Here is a 17,240-nt window from a genome sequence, read left to right as displayed (position 1 = left end):
TCCACCCGCACCCGGAAGAAACCGCGCCGATGACCACCGCTCTCCCTCCCGCTCCGGCCCGCCAGATCGTCCCGCCCGAGGACCGGTACGCGGCCGAACTGGCCTTCCTCGCCGCGTACGACGACGGACCGCGCCCGCCCGCCTGGCGGCTCACCCCGCGCGCGGTCGTCACGTTCGTCATGGGCAGCGACGGCCGCGCGCTGAAACTGCCCGACGGCGCCGAGGCGTCCGAGGGGGTGCCGCGCCGCCTGGTGATCGAGGACAAGTTCGTCGGCGACCGGGCGCTGGTCGAGCGGTGCGTGGTGACCCTCGCCGGGGAGCGCGGTCTGCTGCTCGTCGGCGAGCCCGGCACCGCCAAGTCGATGCTGTCGGAGCTGCTCGCCGCCGCCGTGTGCGGCACCAGCGGCCTGGTCGTGCAGGGCACGGCCGGTACCACCGAGGACCAGCTCAAGTACGGCTGGAACTACGCGCTGCTGCTGGCGCAGGGCCCCACCCGGCAGGCACTCGTGCCGTCCCCGGTCCTGACCGCCATGTCCCGGGGCGCCGTCGCCCGCGTCGAGGAGGTCACCCGCTGCCTGCCCGAAGTGCAGGACTCGCTGGTGTCGTTGCTCTCCGAGCGGCGGATCGCCGTGCCCGAACTGGCCGGCACCGAGGACGCCCTGGCGCACGCGGCACCCGGCTTCAACCTCATCGCCACCGCCAACCTCCGCGACAAGGGCGTCTCCGAGATGTCCGCGGCCCTCAAGCGCCGCTTCAACTTCGAGACGGTCGGCCCCATCGGGGACCTCGACGCGGAGACCGCGCTGGTGCGCAGCCAGGCGCGGGCGTCCGTGGCACGGGCCGGGGCGCCGTTCCAGGTCGACGACGCCGTGCTGGAAGCCCTGGTCACCGCGTTCCGGGACCTGCGCGAGGGCCGGTCGGCGGAGGGCTGGGAGGTGGAGCGGCCGTCGACGGTGATGAGCACCGCGGAGGCCGTGTCCGTGGCCGGCGCGCTCGCCCTCGCGGCGGCGTACTTCCCGGGCGACCGCGACGTGCTCGGACTGCTGCCCGGCCACCTGCTCGGCGTGGTCCGCAAGGACGACCCCGCCGACGCCGCCCGGCTGCGCGGCTACTGGGACGGCCCCGTCCGGCGCCGGGCCGAGCAGGGTTCCGCCACCTGGCGCACCCTGTGGGACCTGCGCACCGTCCTGGAGGGCTGACGGCCGTGTCCCTCTCCCACGGGGCCGCCTCCGCGGCCCCCGCCCCGGACGGTTCCCCCGCCTCGCCCGACGAGGCGCTCGCCGTCCTCACCGGCCCGTCCGCGCCCTACCTCGTCGGCGTACGACACCACGCGCCCTCCCTGGCCGCCGCCGTGCCCGCGCTGCTGGACGGGGCGGAGCCGGAGGTGCTGCTCGTCGAACTGCCCGCCGAGATGCAGCCGTGGCTGCCCTGGCTGGGGCACGAGGAGACGCGGGCCCCGGTGGCGCTCGCCGCCGCTCCCGGGGACGGGAGCGGCGGGGGGCCGGCGTTCTACCCGTTCGCCGACTTCTCGCCCGAACTGGCCGCCGTGCGCTGGGCCGCCCGGCGCGGCGTGCCGGTGGTCGCCTGCGACCTGCCGCTCGCCGACCGCGCGTGGACCGAGGGGCGGCGGGCCGCGGGGGCGCGGGCCGGCGGTCCGGGCCTCGCCGCCGCCCTGCGGTCCCGGGTGACGGGCCGCCCGGGGGACGACCTCTGGGACCGGCTCGTCGAGGCGGCCGCCCCCGGCTCCCCGCCCGAGGCCCTGCGCCGGGCCGCCCTGCTCACCGGGTGGGCGCTGCGCGAGGACGCGGCCGCCTCGGGCGGCGTACCGGAGCTGGACCTGCGGCGCGAGCGCTGGATGCGGGCCCGGCTGGCCGAGGCCACCGCGCGGGGCGAGCGGGCCGCCGTGGTGGTCGGCGCGTTCCACGCCCCGGCGCTCGTACGGCAGGACGCCGGGGAGGAGAGCGAGAAGGAGGCCGGCGAGGAGAACGAGGAGGCCGCGACGGCCGCCGCCGCGCGGCGGCCCGCCTGGACCACCTCGCTGATCCCGTACACCTACGCCCTCCTCGACGAGCGGTCCGGCTACCCGGCCGGCATCCGGGATCCGGAGTGGCAGGACATGGTCCTGCGCGCGGCGGGCGACCCGGCGGCGCTGGAGGAGGCGCTGACGCGGGCGGCCGTACGCGTCTGCGCCGAACTGCGCGGCCTCGGTCACCCCTCGGGCCCCGCCGACGCCCGGGAGATCGGCCGGCTCGCCTCGGACCTCGCCCGGCTGCGCGGCCTGCCCGCGGCGGGCCGCGGCGAACTGGTCGAAGCCGTGCAGACGGTGCTCGCGCAGGGCGAGCCGTACGGCCGGGGGCGGGCCGTGGCACGGGCGATGGAGCGGGTGCTCGTCGGCACGCGCAGCGGGCACCCCGCCCCGCAGGCGCCGCGCAGCGGCCTCACCCCCGCGGTCGAGGCCGAGGTGGCACGGCTCGGCCTGCCCGGCCCGGCGACGGACGGCCCGAGCCCCTCACGGGACCTGCGGCTGGACCCGCTGCGCTCCGACCTCGACCGGCGCCGCGAACTGCTGCTGCGCCGGCTGACGGTGTGCGGGGTGCCCTACGGGGAGGTCAGGGAGGTCGTCGGCGCGGGCGGCGCCGAAGCCCTCACCTCCCGCTGGGAAGTGCGCTGGACCCCTGCCACGGCGGCCGTGCTGACCGCGGCCGGCGTGCGCGGAGTCACACCCGCACAGGCCGCCGAAGGCGTCCTGCGGGAACGGCGGCGCCTGGAGCGCGACGAGGGAGGGCCGACGGCCGCACAGGCCCTCGAAGGGCTCGAACGGGCGGCGGAGTGCGGTCTGGCCGCGCTCGCGGACGAACGGCTCGGCGACGTCGCCGACGTCCTGCCCGGGGCCGGCACCCTGCCGGAACTCCTCGCCGGCCTGGCCCTGCTGGACCGGCTGCGGGCCGGTCACGTCCCGGGACTCGGCGTCGAGCCGGACCGCGAGGCCCGGGCGGCCGCCGTCGCGGAGCTGCTCACGGAGGCGGCGGTGCGGCAGGTGGACGGTCTGACCGGGTCCGAGGACCCCGCCGACGCCCACGCCCTGCTCGAGCTCTCCCACCGGGCCGACCTGTCGGGCGGCATCCGGCTCGCCGACGCCCTGGGCCGCCTGTGCGCCGACGGCTCCCCGCTGATGCGCGGTGCCGCCGGGGCCGTGCGCGTCCTGCTCGGGCACGAGGACGCGCGGGCCTTCGGCGACCGTGTGGCCTCCTGGGTCGACGGGGCCACCGACCCCGACTCCCGCGCCGGGCTCACCGCCCGGCTCGGCGGACTGCTGACCGCCGCGGGCCCGCTGCTGGAGGCGGCGGCGCCCGCGCTGGAGCCGCTGCTCACCCGGGTGTCCGAACTGCCCGACCGGGCGTTCCTCGACTGGCTCCCCGCGCTGCGCGGCGGCTTCGACACCCTGAGCCCCGCGGCCCGCGACCGTCTCCTCGCGTCCGTCGAGGAGCGCCTCGGCACCGCGCGCGTCGCCGACACGGACGGTGTCGACCCGGCCGCGCTCGCCGCCTGGACCGGGGCGGACCTCGCGGCCCGCGAGACGCTGCGGTCACTGGGACTGCTGCCCGCGCCGGGCGGAGGCCCGGCGGAGGACGACCCGGCGGGCACTGCGCCGGGGGGCCCGCGGAGCGGCGACCCGGACGGCGGTGCCCCGGGGGACACCACCGCGAGGCCCGGACCGGGCGCCGCGGCGACGGGCGGCACCGCCGGGGCCGCGGCACCCCGGGCCGCGGACCACCTCCTCGCCCCCGCCGACCGCTGGCGCCTCCTCCTCGGCCGCCGCACGGACCGGCTGCCGCCGTCCGCCGCACCGCTCGCGACCGCGCTGGACGAGCTGTACGGCAGCGGACGCGGCGAGGGCAGCCGGGGGGACCTCACGGGCCCGGGAACCGGCGGTGGACGCCAGGCACCGTATCCCGGGGTGCGGGAGTGGTCCGAGGAACTGGCCGTGCTGTTCGGGCCGGGCATCCGGGAGGAGGTGCTGGCGGCGGCCGCCGCATCGGGCCGCAGGGACGTCCTCGCCGAACTGGACGCCGACAGCGTGCGGCCCTCGGTGGACCTGCTGCGCACCGTGCTGCGGCACGCGGGCGGGCTGCCCGAGGCACGGCTGGCCGCACTGCGCCCGCTCGTGCGGAGACTGGTCGACGCACTGACCCGGCAACTGGCCACCCGCCTGCGCCCCGCCCTGCACGGCACGACCCTGCCGCGCCCCGGCAGACGGCCCGGCGGCGGCCTGGACCTGCCCCGCACCCTGCGGGCCAACCTGGCGACCGCGCGCCGCGGCCCGGACGGCACGGTGCGGGTGATCCCCGAACGCCCGGTCTTCCGTACCCGGGGACGCCGGGCCGCCGACTGGCGGCTGATCCTGGTCACGGACGTGTCGGGGTCCATGGAGGCGTCCACGGTGTGGGCCGCGCTGACCGCCTCGGTGCTGGCGGGGGTGCCCACGCTCTCCACCCACTTCCTGGCGTTCTCCACGGAGGTCATCGACCTCACCGGGCACGTGGACGACCCGCTGTCGCTGCTGCTGGAGGTCAGCGTGGGCGGCGGCACCCACATCGCCGCGGGGCTGCGGCACGCGCGCGCACTCGTCACCGTGCCGTCGCGCACCCTCGTCGTGGTCGTCAGCGACTTCGAGGAGGGCTACCCGCTCGGCGGCCTGCTCGCCGAGGTCCGCGCGCTGGTCGGGGCCGGCTGCCACGTCCTGGGCTGCGCGAGCCTCGACGACACGGGCCGGCCCCGCTACTCCACGGCGGTCGCCGGTCAGCTCGTCGCCGCGGGCATGCCCGTCGCCGCCCTCAGTCCGCTCGAACTCGCCCGCTGGGTAGGGGAGAAGATCGCATGACCCCGGACCTGCCTCCGGTCGCTCCGTCCGTCACCGCCGAACTCGTCGAAGCGCTCTCGCCCCGGCTCCGCAAGCGGCTGGACGCGGGCGTCACCAAGCTCGTGGCGCGTCCGGCCGTCCGGGAGGGCGACACCGTGCGGATCGCCGTGGACGACGAGACCGACGTCGTCCTGCACGCGCCCGGCGGGACGGTGACCGGCGCGGACGCGATCCGCTGCGGATGCCTGCTGGCCCCCGACTGCCTCCACCGGGCGGCGGCGGCCTCGGCCGCACCGGTCGCCGCCGAAGCCCCGCCCCCGTCCCCGGCTCCTGCCGAGGCCGCGGAAGCGCGGGAAGGGACGGAACCGGTGCCGGGGACGGGACCGGCGGCGCAGCCGGACCGGACCGGGCCGGCGGAGACCGAGACCGCCACCGCCGAACAGCGCGCCGCCGCCCGAACGGTGTGCGACGCGGCCGCCGCCGTCCTGGAGGCCGGCGCGGACGGTGCCGGCGCCGTGCTCCAGGCGGGGCTCCTGCACGCCGCGCACACCGCCCGCCTCGCCGGCCTCCCGCGGGCCTCCGCCGCGGCGGTCTCCGTGGTGACCGGGGTGCGTGCGGCCCGCTCCGCCGACCCCGGGTACCGCCTCGCCGACCTCGCCGGCGCGCTGGCGGACGTCCTGGGCGTCGCCCACCGCCTCCCGCACGCCACCGGCCCGGACCTGACCGAACTGCGCGGCACGGCCCGGCAGCCGTACCGCCCGGACGGCTCCCTGCGTCTGTACGGGCTCTTCTCCGAACCTGTCCTCACGGCGACCGGCTACGCGGGCGCGGTCACCTGGACCGCCGACGCCGACGGACGCCTGTACACGGTGTCGGACGTGGCTCCGGGCGGCCCCGCCCGGGCGACCGGCGCCGCCGACCGGGCCGTACGGATCGGCGACACCGCCCTGACCCACCGTGAACTGTCGCGCGCCGGGCTGGCCGTGTCCGGTGCCACCGTCTCCCCGACGGGCCGTCTCGGCGCGGGGGCCGGGGTGCGGGCGGTCCGCGCGTCCGGCGCCGCCTGGCACGCCGAGCCGCTGGACCGGCTGTGGGCCGTACCCGCCGCCGAGCAAGTGGCCCGGGCCCTGAAGGGCGGACAGGACCTGCTGTTCCTCGAGGTGACCCTCACGGGCACGGTGCGGGAGACGACGGGCGACTGCCTGCTGGCCGACTGCGCGGGCCTGCCCCTGCGGCTGGCCACCGCCCACGACGATCCCTCGCTTCCCCACCGCGACAACCTCCGCCTGCTCGCCGCCGCCCGGGGCAGCCGGCTGCGGATCGTCGCGCGCCTGGTGCCCGAGCCGCTTCCGCGCGCCCTGCTGCTCGCCGTCGAGCACCCCACCGACCCCGCCGCCCGGGTGGACCTCGGCCTGGACCGCCTCCGGCACGCGGACCTGCCCGCCGGAGCGGTCGCCCCACCGGCCGAGGCCGCCCCCACCGCGGACGAGGTCCCCCTGCACCTGCTGCGTCGCCGCGTCCACCAGGCGGTGTCGGGAGGCCGCCGTGTCCTCGCCTCCGCCGGGAGCGTCTCGGGCGACGCCGTCCGCCTGCGCCGTCTCGGCCTCGCCACCGCGGGCGACCTCCTCGACGACCTCCACGCCGCCGCCGCGGACCGCTCCCGCGACGCCTTCGGCCGCCTGCTCCCGGCCGACACGGACCACTTCGCCCGGGCCTGGCTCGCCGCCGCCGTCTACACCGACGCGGTCGAACGGGCCCTGTGCGCGGGCGGCTGGGGGGCCGCCACGACCGGGACACCCTCCTCGGAGCCCTCTTCCGCGACCCTGGCCAGGGGGTGACCCGTACGGCTTGCGGGGCCCCGCCGGTCGTCTCAGCCGGCGTACACCCGGCCTTCCTTCACGAGGTAGTGCACCGGGTCCGAGCAGCCGACGGACGGGGTGACCAGCAGGCTCACGGTGAGCGGCGCGGGCTCGGTGCCGGCCGTCGAGAACTGGCACACGGCGCCCTTGCCGGTGAGCGGGTACCAGAACCAGCCGTCCACGTCGCCCACGGTCACGCGATCGGTCTCCTTCCAGACACCGCCGGTCTTCGTGTACACCTGCAGGCGCACGGAGGCCGCGTACCCGTCGTCGGCCGAACGCAGCGCGGTCAGGGTGATCCGGTGGTCGGAGCCGAGGACCGCCGACGCGATCTTCTGCTTCTGCGGCGCCGCGGGCTCCGCGCTCGACGCCCCGGCGCCGGCCGCGCCGAGCGCGGCGGCCAGCAGGACGGTGAGGGCCGCGGCCGTGCCGCGCCGGGTGAGAGAGCGGGTCGGGTTCATGTGTTCCCCCGGTGGGACGAGTGGGAGTGACACGGAAGGTCGTTCTGCCCCCGTGCACCGATTCAGACCCTTCGTACCACCCGGAGGTTGCACACCCGCGCGGAATCCGTCCGGACGGGGCCGGCCCGCGCCCGCCCGGCGCGCCGCGGTGCCCTCGACGGCGCCGCGCCTCGGCCGACCGTGTCCGGCCCGCCGAGGCGCGGCTTCCGCCGGTCACGTGCGTCACGTGGCCCCGGCGCCGACGGCGGGGCGGTCCTCGCCGGTCAGGGCGCGGGCGAGCGACATCCTCGACAGCGCGAACACGCCCACGGCGATCAGGGCCACGCCCAGCAGCTGGGGGAGGAGCCACCAGCCCGTCCGCACGTACTCCTCGTAGACCGTGAGCCCGAGGGCCAGGCTCATGCTCGCGTCACCGAGCGTGATGGCGGGCTGGGACGCCACCAGCGGCCCGGCCTGCATCGCGTTCTCCAGGAGGAACAGCGCGGTCCCGCCGAAGACGGCGAAGCCGTAGGTCTGCCAGGTGGTGAGGAACGCGGTCACGCCGCCGTCGTCGAGCGTGTGCATCGACGTCTTCATCAGGGCCGCCGTCATCGCGTACGCGACGGCGGTGGCCAGCCCGAAGCAGGCGGCGCGGCCCCGCCCCTCGGGCCGGCGGAGCGCCGTGACCACCAGGGCGACGATCACGACGGAGCAGACGGCGAGCGCCGGGACCCATCGGTCCATCGGCGCGTGGGTGCGGTTGCCCACGGGCGACGCGGCGACGAGGACGACGGCGAGCCCGGCCACGACGGCGGCCACGGCCACCCAGCCGAGCCGGGACATCCGCCCGTGCAGCAGCACGGCGGCGATGACCAGGGTGAGCGGCAGCTCCAGCACGAACAGGGGCTGGACGACCGTCAACGGCCCCGTCGCGAGGGCCACGGCCTGGCAGACGGCTGCGGCGATGACGGCGACGATGCCGGCGAGCCAGACGGGGTGCCGCAGCAGGTCGAGCATGAGCCGGGCCCGGAGTTTGTCGGAGCGGGGCACGCTCAGCGCGGCCTTGCGCTGGAGGACGGTCGCGAGAGCGTTGCTGAACGCGCCGCTCAGCGCGAACAGGACCGGTATGAGCATGTCCACCGTGATCCTCCAGGACGACGAGACGGCCCACCCCCGGTCCTGCCATGGTGGCGTGCTCCCCCCGGTCCTCGCGAACCGCTCGGGGCGTGCCACGGAGCACTCGGCCGCCGGAGCCGACCGGAAGGGGCCGTCCGGCGGCGCTCGGGGACCGCCGCCGGACGGCGCGAGCCGGATCCCGCCGAACGAATGGCGCGGCCTCGCCGTACTGGCCGCGGGAGACGCCGGAGACGCCGGAGACGCGGAAAACACGGGAGACGCCGGAGACGCGGGAACCCGCTCCGCGGGGAGCGGCCGGCCGCCGGACGGTGAGGACCGGTCGCCGCGGTGCCGGAGCCCGGGGCGGCGGTGACGGCGGTGGTGACGGTATTCCACGTTTTATGATCATCCGGTGCCTCCTGTTCCCGGATGGGTCCTGCTCTCGTCGGGGTGCGCGCCCGTCCTGCTGATCGCGGGCTGGGTGGTCGCGGCGTCGCTGGAAGGCCCCGCCTACGATCCCGCCACTCAGACGATCAGCGTCCTGGCGGCCCACGGGGCGCCGGGCTACTGGGTGATGACCGGGGCGTTCCTCGCGCTGGGCGCCTGCCACCTGCTCACCGCCTGGGGGCTGCGGGCGGCCGCACCGGCCGGGCGCGTGGCGCTGGCCGGCGGGGGACTGGCGGCGCTGGTCGTGGCACTGTTCCCGACGCCGAGCAGCGGGGGGTCCCTGCACCACGGTTCAGTGGTCGTGGTCGGGTTCGTGCTCCTGGCCGTGTGGCCGGTCCTGGCCGCCGGTGGCGGAGACGTGCCGTGGGCGCTCCGGCCCGCGCCCTCGGCCGCGGCGGCTGCCGTGATGGTCGTCGGCGCGCTGTGGTTCCTCGTCGAGGTCCACCGGGACGGTGTCGCCGGCGTCGCGGAACGGGCGGTGACGCTTGCTCAGTCCCTCTGGCCCTTCGTCGTCGCCGCGTCGTGTCTCCGTCGTCCGGGGGACCGGGACGAGCCGTCGGCATGACCGGTGCGGGCGCCTCGCCGCACACGGACGGACCGGCCGGTCAGGCGCCGGAGGACGGGGGCTTCGCGCACCGTTCCCGGTCCGGATTCCGCTCCCGGGTGGACCCGTCGCACGGGGAGCCGCGCGAAGAGCCGTGCATACGAACGCCGCTGCGTGGTAGCCGGAAGCCGAAGCACACAGAGTCGAAGGAGTCGTCATGTCGTTTCTCTGGGCCATCATCGCCGGACTCATCATCGGTCTGCTGGCCAAGCTGGTCCTGCCGGGACGTCAGCCCATCCCGCTCTGGATGACCGTCCTCCTGGGCATCCTCGGCGCGGTGGCCGGAAACGCCCTCGCCTCCGCCTTCGGCGTCCGCGACACCGGAGGCGTCGACTGGATCCGCCACATCTTCCAGATCGGCATCGCGGCTGCTCTGATCGCGTTCGTCACGCCTATGTGGACCCGCCGACGCCACCACGCCTGACCGCTCGCGCCGCACCCCGTCGGCAACCGGCCGACGGGGTGCGGCGCGTCCGGGTTCCCGCGGCCGTTCTGACGCGCCGCCACGGCGGTCGTGGGCAGCGGCCTCTCCGGCCCGCATGCCACACGCGTCGGACGAGCCGAGGACGGCCGTGCCCGCTTCGCACCGTGCGGCCGAGGGGGGACGAGACGGGGCGTCGCAAGGGCGGACCGGCGAAGCGACCGCGCCGGAATCCGGTTTCCCGTACCGGCCCGGTCCCTCAGCAGGGTTTGCGCCAGACACCCAGTTCCGGCTTCTTGAGCATCGACGACAGCCGCAACTCCCGGGCCATGGGGCAGAAGTCGGCCGCGGGCCGCGCGTACTCCACGTGGAAGACCGCCTTGCCCGCCGCGACGAAGGGCTCGAGCCGTTCGCATTCCCCGTACTGGGCGCACTCCTCGTTGACCGCGAAGTCGAAGTCGTCCAGCAGGTGGGGGATCTGGGCCAGGTCGTTCTTCAGGCCCACGGCCAGACCGCGCTCGTGCGCGATGTCCGCGATCATGCGGTTGTAGCGGAGCTGGTCGCGGGCCGTGAGCGGGAAGCCGGTGTCGTCGGCGTAGCCCTCGACCAGGTCCGGTTCCACCGCGTCGAAGCCCTTGTCCCGGCACATGTCGAACCGGCGTTCCATGAGGGGCCGGAGCGTCGACACCCGGCGGATGTCCAGCCAGCGTTCGCCGCGCCAGCCGTTGGGCCTGCCGAGCAGTGAGCGGGGGAAGTCGTCCCGGTCGGGGCGGAAGTCCTCCCAGGCGCCCACGTTGACGTAGCAGATCACCTTGCGGCCGTCGCGGTGCAGACGGGCGACGTCGGCCGCGGTGTTCTCGAAGCCGTCGATGTCGTAGACGGGCACGTCGACCGAGGGGTCCACCCTGCCGTCGAGCTGCCACTGCCAGGCCAGCCCGGGGCGCGGCTGCCACACGGCGCGGGTGCGCGGGTCGGCCGTGCGGTCGTCCTCGCCGGAGCACGCGGTGAGGGCGGCCAGCAGGGCCAGGACGACGGCGAAGGCCGGTGCGAGCCGCCTCACCGCTCCTCCCCGGCCAGCGCGGGGGTCAGCCGGGACCACGGGTTGGGGGGTTCCCCCGTCACCGGACCGCACACCGCCGCGCCCCGCTCGCGCGCGGTGCGCACGGCGAGCGGCACGAGCGGTTCCGGCACCCCGTAGACGAGGTGGCACAGCCGCCCGGGCGGCTGCCGCACGGTCCACGAGGGGCGGCTGAACGCCGATACGTACGTGGACCAGTGGCCCTCGAAGGTGACCGTCAGATCGGCGAGGCGGGCGTAGCCGGGAGCGGGGTGGACGCCCGGGTTGAGGACGACGGTCGAGGCACCGAGCCGGCGGACGGACCGCACCAGCCTGCGGCAGGCCGGCAACCCGTCCGCGGCGGAGGTCACCCGGTCCAGGAAGCAGCCGTCGGCGGCGTACCACTCCCGGTGTCTGCGCAGGTCCTCGGCGATCTCCGCCGGGTCGCGCGTGCCGTAGTCCGTGTCGATGTAACCGAGCGGCCGGGCGCCCGCCGCCCGCAGCGCCCCGGCCGCGGCGGCGAACGCCGGGTCGGGGGCGTGGCCGGGCCCGTTCGCGGGGTTGAGGACGACGGCGTAGGTGCGGGCGGCGCGGGTGATGAGCCGGTTCCAGGCGGCCGGGTCCTCGGCCGGATGCACGTACAGCGGAATCAGCAGGCTCATCGCACCGATGCCCCCTCGGCCGCCCAGAGCGCCGTCAAGGAGGAGTCCAGGGAGTGGGCCGGGCGCCAGCCGAGGGCGTCGCGGGCGGCGGTGATGTCGGAGCACTGCCACGACACCCGCGCGGACCGCGCCGATCCGCTCGTCCCCTCCTCCACGATCCGCCCCCGGAAACCGGCCACGTCCGCCAGTGTCCGCACCAGTTCGCGCACCGGTACCGCCTCGCCGCCGGAGACGTTGAGGACCGGTGGCAGCGGCCCGGGTGCGGTGACCGCCAGGTGCGCCGCCCGGGCCACATCGCGTACGTCCACGAAGTCGCGGTGCGCGGACAGGTCACCGAGGCGCAGGGCCGCGCCCGGGTCGGACCCGGCGTCCCTCAGCAGGGCGGTGACCCGGCCGGGCAGCCCGGTGGGCGGGGCGCCCGGGCCCACCGGGTTCCCCACCCTCAGCACCACCGCGTCCAGTCCCGAGGCGGTCACCGCCACCGTGCCCGCCAGCTTGGTCGCGCCGTACGGGCCGGCCGGGCGGGTGGCCGCCGACTCCGCCACCCGGACACCGGGTGCGCCGGGACCGTACTCGGCGGCCGAGCCCAGATGGACCAGGCGTGCCCCGGGCGCCGCCTCCCGCAGCGCCGCGCACAGCACGGCGGGGCCGCGGGCGTTCACCTCCGCGAGGGTGACGGCGTCACCGCCGGTCGCGCCCGCGCAGTTGACGACCGCGTCGGGCGCGGCCGACGCCAGCGCCTTCGCCAGGTGCCGCGGGCGGTCGGACGCGAGGTCGACGGTGACCTCGGCGGCGGGCGAGCGGCCGCCGGCGAGCACCCGCGTGCCCGGCAGGGCGCGCAGCCGCTCGGCGACGTGGCCGCCCAGGTAACCGGTGGTGCCGAGAACGAGGATGCGCATACGGGCTCAGGCTCCCTTGAGCAGAAGCGACTTGCGGTTGGTGAACTCGGCGTTGGCCCGGTCGTAGTCGTCGGGGCGGCCGATGTCCAGCCAGTATCCGTCGAACTCGTAGGCGTGCGGCGGACGTTCGGCGGCGAGCAGGTCCAGCACCAGCTCGTCGAAGCCCAGCGGGAGCCCGGCCGTGTAGGGGTCGAGCGTGGCCCGCGAGACGCCGTAGACGCCCATGGACACCCGGTAGTCGATGCTCGGCTTCTCGGTGAAGGCGACGACCCGGCTCGCGTTCGTGGTCAGCACCCCGAAGTCGATGTGCACCCTGCGGGCGTAGGTGGCGATGGTCAGCGGCGCGCCCGACGCCTCGTGCCGGCGCAGCACGTCGGCGTAGTCGAGGTCGGTGAGCACGTCGCCGTTCATCACCAGGAAGTTCTCCGGCAGGCGGTCGCGGAGGGGGAGCAGCGGGCCCATGGTGCCCAGCGGGCTCTCCTCGGTGGCGTAGTCGACGCTCATGCCCCACTGCGAACCGTCCCCCACATAGGCCCGGATGATCTCGCCGAGGTGGCCGATGGCGATGGTGCAGCGGGTGAAGCCGGCCGTGGACAGCTGACGCAGCACGATCTCCAGGATGGCGTGCTGGTCGCCGATCGGGACGAGCGGCTTGGGCAGCGCGGTGGTGTAGGGCCGCAGCCGGACGCCCTTTCCGCCGGCCAGGATCACTGCGTGCATGGGATACCTCCTGCATGGACGTGCCGGACGGGTCAGATGTTGTAGATGCCGGTCTTGTAGCGGGCCAGGTTGGCCGGGTCGCCGAAGAACTCCGCGGTCCGGGTGAGTCCTTCCGCCAGCGTGCGGCGGGGGCGCCAGCCGGTCGCCGCCGTCAGCCGGGTCGCGTCGGCGACCAGCCGCATCACCTCGGAGCCCGCGGGTCGCAGCCGCTCGGGGTCCTCCCGCACGTCGAGGGGGGAGTCCATGACCTTGCCGATCAGCGCCACCAGGTCGCCGACGGAGACCTCCTCACCGGTCCCGGAGTTGAAGGTGCGGCCCACGACCCGCTCCGCCGGCGCGGTGCCCACCGCGAGGAACGCCTGCGCGGTGTCCTCGACGAAGGTGAAGTCCCGGGTCGGGCGCAGGTCGCCGAGGGTGATGGTGCGCTGCCCGGCCGCCACCTGGCCGATGACGGTGGGGATCACCGCGCGCATCGACTGGCGCGGGCCGAAGGTGTTGAACGGCCGCAGCGTCACCACGGGCGTGTCGAAACTGGCGTGGTAGCTGTCGGCCAGCCGGTCGCCGCCGGCCTTCGAGGCGGCGTACGGGGACTGGGTGTTGATGGGGTGGTCCTCGGTGATCGGCACGGTCTGCGCGGTGCCGTACGTCTCGCTGGTCGAGGTGTGGACCAGACGCGGCGTCCCCAGGGCGCGCACCGCCTCCAGCACGTTGAGCGTGCCGGTGACATTGGTGTCCACGTAACTGTGCGGCGCCCGGTAGGAGTAGGGGATCGCGATGAGCGCGGCCAGGTGGTAGGCGCAGTCGGCGCCCTCGAGCAGACCGCGGACCGAGCCCGGGTCGCGCACGTCACCGAGGACGATCTCGACGTGCTCGAGCAGGTCGGCGGAGAGGGTCTCCAGCCAGCCGTAGGAGGAGAACGAGTTGTACTGGACCATGGCCCTGACGCGATGGCCGGAGGCGACGAGCGCCTCGGTGAGGTGCGAGCCGATGAATCCCTCGGCCCCGGTGACGGCGGCGAGCGGTGCGGAAGTCAACTCTGGTGTCCTTTCGTCCGGTCGAGCGGCGGGGGTGCCGGTGTTCCACGGGGTGGGCGGCGCGCACGGTGCGGCGGCCCGGTGATCAGGCGTGCGGGGAGGGCCTGCCGAGCAGACGGACCGCACAGACCGCGAGCAGGGCGGCGGCCGCGCCGCAGCCCAGAGGCAGTACGGCCGGGCCCGGCGGCAGGTCCAGCAGGGTGACCGCCCCGGCGGCGCCGGCGGTCAGGAGGCACAGCACGGCAGGGGGCCAGGCCACGCCGAACGCCTGGAGGAGCAGGGCGGTCCACAGGGCCGCCGCGAGCGGCAGCGCGGCCGTCCCGGAGCCGGTGAGGAGCACCGGGGGCAGCAACAGCAGGAGGTAGGCGAGGAGGCAGAGGCCGAGGATCGCGGCCGAGCGGAGCCGGAACGCCCGGGGCGTCGCGCTCACCCGCAGCGCGGCGACCGACCAGCCGCGGTAGCGGTACAGCAGCCACTCGGCCGGTCCCATGCTCACGGTCAGCGCGATCACCGCGTACGGGTCCTGCCGGCCCACCAGCACCACGAGCACCGCGGCGGCCAGCCCGAACAGCCCGTACGGCAGGGAGGAGTTCAGCCGAGGCCTCGGTCCGCCGGGAGCGGCCGGGGCGGTGAGGCCGGTCCACAGGACCCGTGCGGCGGAGGCGAGCGTGGCCAGCAGCGCCAGCAGGGGCAGACCGGCCCGCGGCAGCGGTCCGGGATCCCACCAGGGCAGTACCGCGGCGCCGGCGGCCAGCGGGCTGAGCGCGGCCAGCAGCAGCCGCTCCCGGGCCAGTACCAGCAGCACGCCCGCCGCCGCGAGGTACAGCGACTGGGCGGCGGCCGCCGCGGTCACCGGACCGCCCCCGGCGTACAGGGCGGCCGGGACCGTGGCCACCGCCGCGCCCAGCAGGGCCCCGGTCAGCAGGGTGCGGGCCGCCTCCCGGCGCCCCGTCACCAGCCGCAGGTGCGCGCGGTGCCCCAGCGCCTGCCCCCACGCCCAGGAGACGACGCCCGCCAGGATCAGGGCGGGGGCGTGCCGGTCGGCGCGCCACAGCGGGGCGGTGAGCAGGTAGGCCAGGGCCGGGAGCGCGAACAGCACGCCCCGCAGCAGGCACCGCACGGTGTCCGGACGCCAGGGGTCGGCCGCGGCGGGCGGCTCGGGGAAGGTCCGGGGCACCCTGTCGTACAGCGCCGAGGCGAGGGAGAAGAGGTTCGGATGCCCGTACCGGTGCCGGATCACCTCGGCGGAGAGCCCCTCCGCCTCCAGCAGCGCGGCCACCTCGTAGGGGTGGACGGCCGGACCGACGCGGTCGGCCAGGTCGGCGGCGAGCCGGCTGACCGCCTCCTCGTCCGGGCCCTGCTCCGGCAGCCGGAGGGTGAGCGTGCGGTCGTCGCCGGGCCGGACGCGTCTCCGGCCCGGCCGGGCGATCCGCAGGGCGAGCGTGTCCTGCTCCGCGCCGCCCGGCTCCAGGGCCATCGGGCCGCTCACAGCGCCATGCTCCTCGTCTCCGTGCCGGCCGGGACCCGTAGATCCGGCGGGGGACGGTCGGTGGTGCGGGGCCGGACGAGCGCGGGGACGCCCGGCTGCCGCACGGCCGCCCGCTCCGACAGCTCCCGGTAGACGGAGCGGAAGGTGTCGATGGTCTGCCGGAGGGTGAACTGCTCGATCACCCGCAGCCGGGCCGCCTCGCCCATCGTCCGGCGCCGCGCGGGGTCGTTCAGCAGGTCCAGCGCGGCGGCGGCCATCGCGGCCGGATCGCGCGGCGGGACCACCAGACCGGTCCCGCCGACGGCCTCCCGCACCCCGCCCACGTCGGTGGAGACGGTCGCCCGCCCGCACGACATGGCCTCGATCAGCGTGAACGGGAACCCCTCGCTGATGCTGGACAGCATCACCACGTTCCCGGCCGCGTAGGCGTCCCTGATGTCCTCCACGCGCCCCTCGAACGTCACGGCGTCCGCGTGCCCCAGTCCGGCGGCCAGGGCCTCGCAGCGCTCCCGGTAGCCCTCGCCGCCCCGGGGCGTCCCGCCGAACAACCGCAGCCGTACGCCGGGCAGCCGGTCCCGGACGAGGGCGAAGGCGCGGATCAGGGTCTCCAGGTCCTTGATCGGGTCGACGCGCCCGGCCCAGCTGAGGGTGAGGGCCTCCGGCTCCGGGCCCGCCGGGGGGAAGGCGGCGGGGTCGACGCCGTTGTAGACCGTGCGGATCGACGCGGGGTCGGCGCCGCCCTGCTCCTCCCAGAGCCGGTTGTAGCGGTTGCCCGGGGTGATCAGCGCCGCCCGGCGGTAGCTCTCCTCCGCCAGCAGCCGGAAGAACCCCAGGACCACCGCCTTGACCGGCCAGCGGTAGGGGGCGGTCCGGTAGCCCAGATAGCGCTCGCGCAGGTAGACGCCGTGCTCGGTCAGCAGCAGCGGGACACCGTGCCGTTCGAGCGCGGCCAGTCCCGGCAGTACGGCGACCCCGCCGCTGACGGCGTGCGCGACCCCCTCCTCGGGCGGCGGCGCGGCCAACGGGCGCAGGGCGTGCTCGAGCAGGCCGGTCGCGGTGAGCGCGTCGTGCAGGGTCGGCCCCGCCTCGCGCACGGCCAGCCCCGGCCGCCTCCACACGGAGGTCAGGATCGTCACCGCCGTGTCGCCGCGCAGGAAAGGGCTGAGCCGTCCGTCCGCCGCGGCCCGCGCCAGGGCGTACAGGGCGGGCGCGAAACCGTCCTCGGCGCAGGGGTCGACCAGCGCGGTCAGGAACCGTTCGTAGGCGTCGGCCAGCCGGCCGCGGGAACGGCCGCGGGGCGGCGTGCCCTGCGGCGCCTCGCCCCACATGGGTACGGACAGGACGCTAGAGACATGGCCCGGAAGGTCCCATACGACCGGCTCGCGCCCGGTGCCGGTGACGGCGATGACGTCGAAGTCGATGTCCGGCATGCCGGTGACGAGCTGGTCGCACCAGACGCTCACACCGCCGTGACTGTGCGGGTAGGTGCCTTCGGTGAGCAGGGTGACGCGCGTCGCTTCGGAGCGTCGCGCGCCGTGGGGAACGTGCATCGATGGGCTCCACGGCCGGGATGTGGGGTGGTCGTGCCGGTCCCGGCCGCGAAGGGGCGGCCGGGACCTCGCTGCCGGTGC

Annotated in this window: 14 protein-coding genes; 5 read left to right on the top strand and 9 right to left on the bottom strand. The window is 76.3% G+C overall.

The genetic code is table 11. From position 1 onward, the window contains the following. Nucleotides 1–29: 29 nt before the first annotated feature. From CP969_RS04570 to CP969_RS04560, 3 genes are read left to right on the top strand one after another with little or no spacing between them, the layout of a single operon-like run. A complete protein-coding gene (locus tag CP969_RS04570; protein WP_016827705.1) occupies nucleotides 30–1,199 on the top strand; it encodes an ATP-binding protein in 1,170 nt (389 codons plus the stop codon). 5 nt (nucleotides 1,200–1,204) lie between these two features. Beyond that, nucleotides 1,205–4,882: a vWA domain-containing protein gene (locus CP969_RS04565; RefSeq protein ID WP_191093694.1), complete on the top strand. Its 3,678-nt coding sequence runs from the start codon at nucleotides 1,205–1,207 to the stop codon at nucleotides 4,880–4,882. Continuing rightward, nucleotides 4,879–6,699: a hypothetical protein gene (locus CP969_RS04560; protein WP_016827708.1), complete on the top strand. Its 1,821-nt coding sequence runs from the start codon at nucleotides 4,879–4,881 to the stop codon at nucleotides 6,697–6,699. The genes CP969_RS04565 and CP969_RS04560 overlap by 4 nt, the downstream gene beginning before the upstream one ends. A gap of 32 nt (nucleotides 6,700–6,731) precedes the next feature. Here CP969_RS04560 and CP969_RS04555 read toward each other — a convergent pair whose 3' ends face one another. Both CP969_RS04555 and CP969_RS04550 read right to left on the bottom strand, forming a co-directional pair. Further along, complete coding sequence (locus CP969_RS04555; protein WP_016827709.1) at nucleotides 6,732–7,181, bottom strand: hypothetical protein; 450 nt, start codon at nucleotides 7,179–7,181, stop codon at nucleotides 6,732–6,734. Between the two features lie 222 nt (nucleotides 7,182–7,403). Then, on the bottom strand, nucleotides 7,404–8,294 hold the full coding sequence (locus tag CP969_RS04550; RefSeq protein WP_039831775.1) for a DMT family transporter: 891 nt from the start codon (nucleotides 8,292–8,294) through the stop codon (nucleotides 7,404–7,406). A gap of 394 nt (nucleotides 8,295–8,688) precedes the next feature. On the opposite strand from CP969_RS04550, the gene CP969_RS04545 reads away from it, so the two are divergent. Together CP969_RS04545 and CP969_RS04540 are read left to right on the top strand one after the other, a co-directional pair. Next, a complete protein-coding gene (locus CP969_RS04545) occupies nucleotides 8,689–9,288 on the top strand; it encodes a DUF998 domain-containing protein (RefSeq protein WP_016827711.1) in 600 nt (199 codons plus the stop codon). Nucleotides 9,289–9,484: 196 nt separating this feature from the next. Beyond that, nucleotides 9,485–9,751, top strand: coding sequence for a GlsB/YeaQ/YmgE family stress response membrane protein (locus CP969_RS04540; protein WP_004992303.1), 267 nt, complete (start codon nucleotides 9,485–9,487; stop codon nucleotides 9,749–9,751). Nucleotides 9,752–10,007: 256 nt separating this feature from the next. Here the strand turns inward: CP969_RS04540 and CP969_RS04535 are convergent, their stop codons facing one another. The 7 genes from CP969_RS04535 to pelF form a co-directional block, all read right to left on the bottom strand. Beyond that, entirely contained in the window at nucleotides 10,008–10,808 is an 801-nt protein-coding gene (locus CP969_RS04535) for an endo alpha-1,4 polygalactosaminidase (protein ID WP_016827712.1), read from the bottom strand. Continuing rightward, entirely contained in the window at nucleotides 10,805–11,467 is a 663-nt protein-coding gene (locus CP969_RS04530) for a spherulation-specific family 4 protein (protein WP_016827713.1), read from the bottom strand. Before CP969_RS04530 ends, CP969_RS04535 begins: the two co-directional genes overlap by 4 nt. Further along, entirely contained in the window at nucleotides 11,464–12,366 is a 903-nt protein-coding gene (locus tag CP969_RS04525; protein ID WP_016827714.1) for an NAD-dependent epimerase/dehydratase family protein, read from the bottom strand. The genes CP969_RS04530 and CP969_RS04525 overlap by 4 nt, the downstream gene beginning before the upstream one ends. 6 nt (nucleotides 12,367–12,372) lie before the next feature. Then, nucleotides 12,373–13,086, bottom strand: coding sequence for a nucleotidyltransferase family protein (locus tag CP969_RS04520; protein ID WP_004992307.1), 714 nt, complete (start codon nucleotides 13,084–13,086; stop codon nucleotides 12,373–12,375). Nucleotides 13,087–13,118: 32 nt separating this feature from the next. Continuing rightward, complete coding sequence (locus CP969_RS04515; protein WP_004992308.1) at nucleotides 13,119–14,120, bottom strand: GDP-mannose 4,6-dehydratase; 1,002 nt, start codon at nucleotides 14,118–14,120, stop codon at nucleotides 13,119–13,121. An 85-nt stretch (nucleotides 14,121–14,205) separates the two neighbouring features. Continuing rightward, a complete protein-coding gene (locus CP969_RS04510; RefSeq protein WP_016827715.1) occupies nucleotides 14,206–15,609 on the bottom strand; it encodes a hypothetical protein in 1,404 nt (467 codons plus the stop codon). Further along, nucleotides 15,606–17,159 carry a GT4 family glycosyltransferase PelF gene (gene pelF / locus CP969_RS04505; protein WP_016827716.1) on the bottom strand — a complete coding sequence of 518 codons (1,554 nt, stop codon included), beginning with the start codon at nucleotides 17,157–17,159 and terminating at the stop codon, nucleotides 15,606–15,608. The genes CP969_RS04510 and pelF overlap by 4 nt, the downstream gene beginning before the upstream one ends. Between the last annotated feature and the right edge of the window lie 81 nt (nucleotides 17,160–17,240).

The organism is Streptomyces viridosporus T7A (genome assembly GCF_008704515.1).
Classification (GTDB): domain Bacteria; phylum Actinomycetota; class Actinomycetes; order Streptomycetales; family Streptomycetaceae; genus Streptomyces; species Streptomyces viridosporus.
This window is presented reverse-complemented; position numbering and strand designations above follow the sequence as displayed.

Coding starts and splice junctions, on each gene's coding strand:
- CP969_RS04570 (WP_016827705.1), top strand. CDS start 30: ATGACCACCGCTCTCCCTCCCGCTCCGGCCCGCCAGATCGTCCCGCCC.
- CP969_RS04560 (WP_016827708.1), top strand. CDS start 4,879: ATGACCCCGGACCTGCCTCCGGTCGCTCCGTCCGTCACCGCCGAACTC.
- CP969_RS04555 (WP_016827709.1), bottom strand. CDS start 7,181: ATGAACCCGACCCGCTCTCTCACCCGGCGCGGCACGGCCGCGGCCCTC.
- CP969_RS04550 (WP_039831775.1), bottom strand. CDS start 8,294: ATGCTCATACCGGTCCTGTTCGCGCTGAGCGGCGCGTTCAGCAACGCT.
- CP969_RS04540 (WP_004992303.1), top strand. CDS start 9,485: ATGTCGTTTCTCTGGGCCATCATCGCCGGACTCATCATCGGTCTGCTG.
- CP969_RS04530 (WP_016827713.1), bottom strand. CDS start 11,467: ATGAGCCTGCTGATTCCGCTGTACGTGCATCCGGCCGAGGACCCGGCC.
- CP969_RS04525 (WP_016827714.1), bottom strand. CDS start 12,366: ATGCGCATCCTCGTTCTCGGCACCACCGGTTACCTGGGCGGCCACGTC.
- CP969_RS04520 (WP_004992307.1), bottom strand. CDS start 13,086: ATGCACGCAGTGATCCTGGCCGGCGGAAAGGGCGTCCGGCTGCGGCCC.
- pelF (WP_016827716.1), bottom strand. CDS start 17,159: ATGCACGTTCCCCACGGCGCGCGACGCTCCGAAGCGACGCGCGTCACC.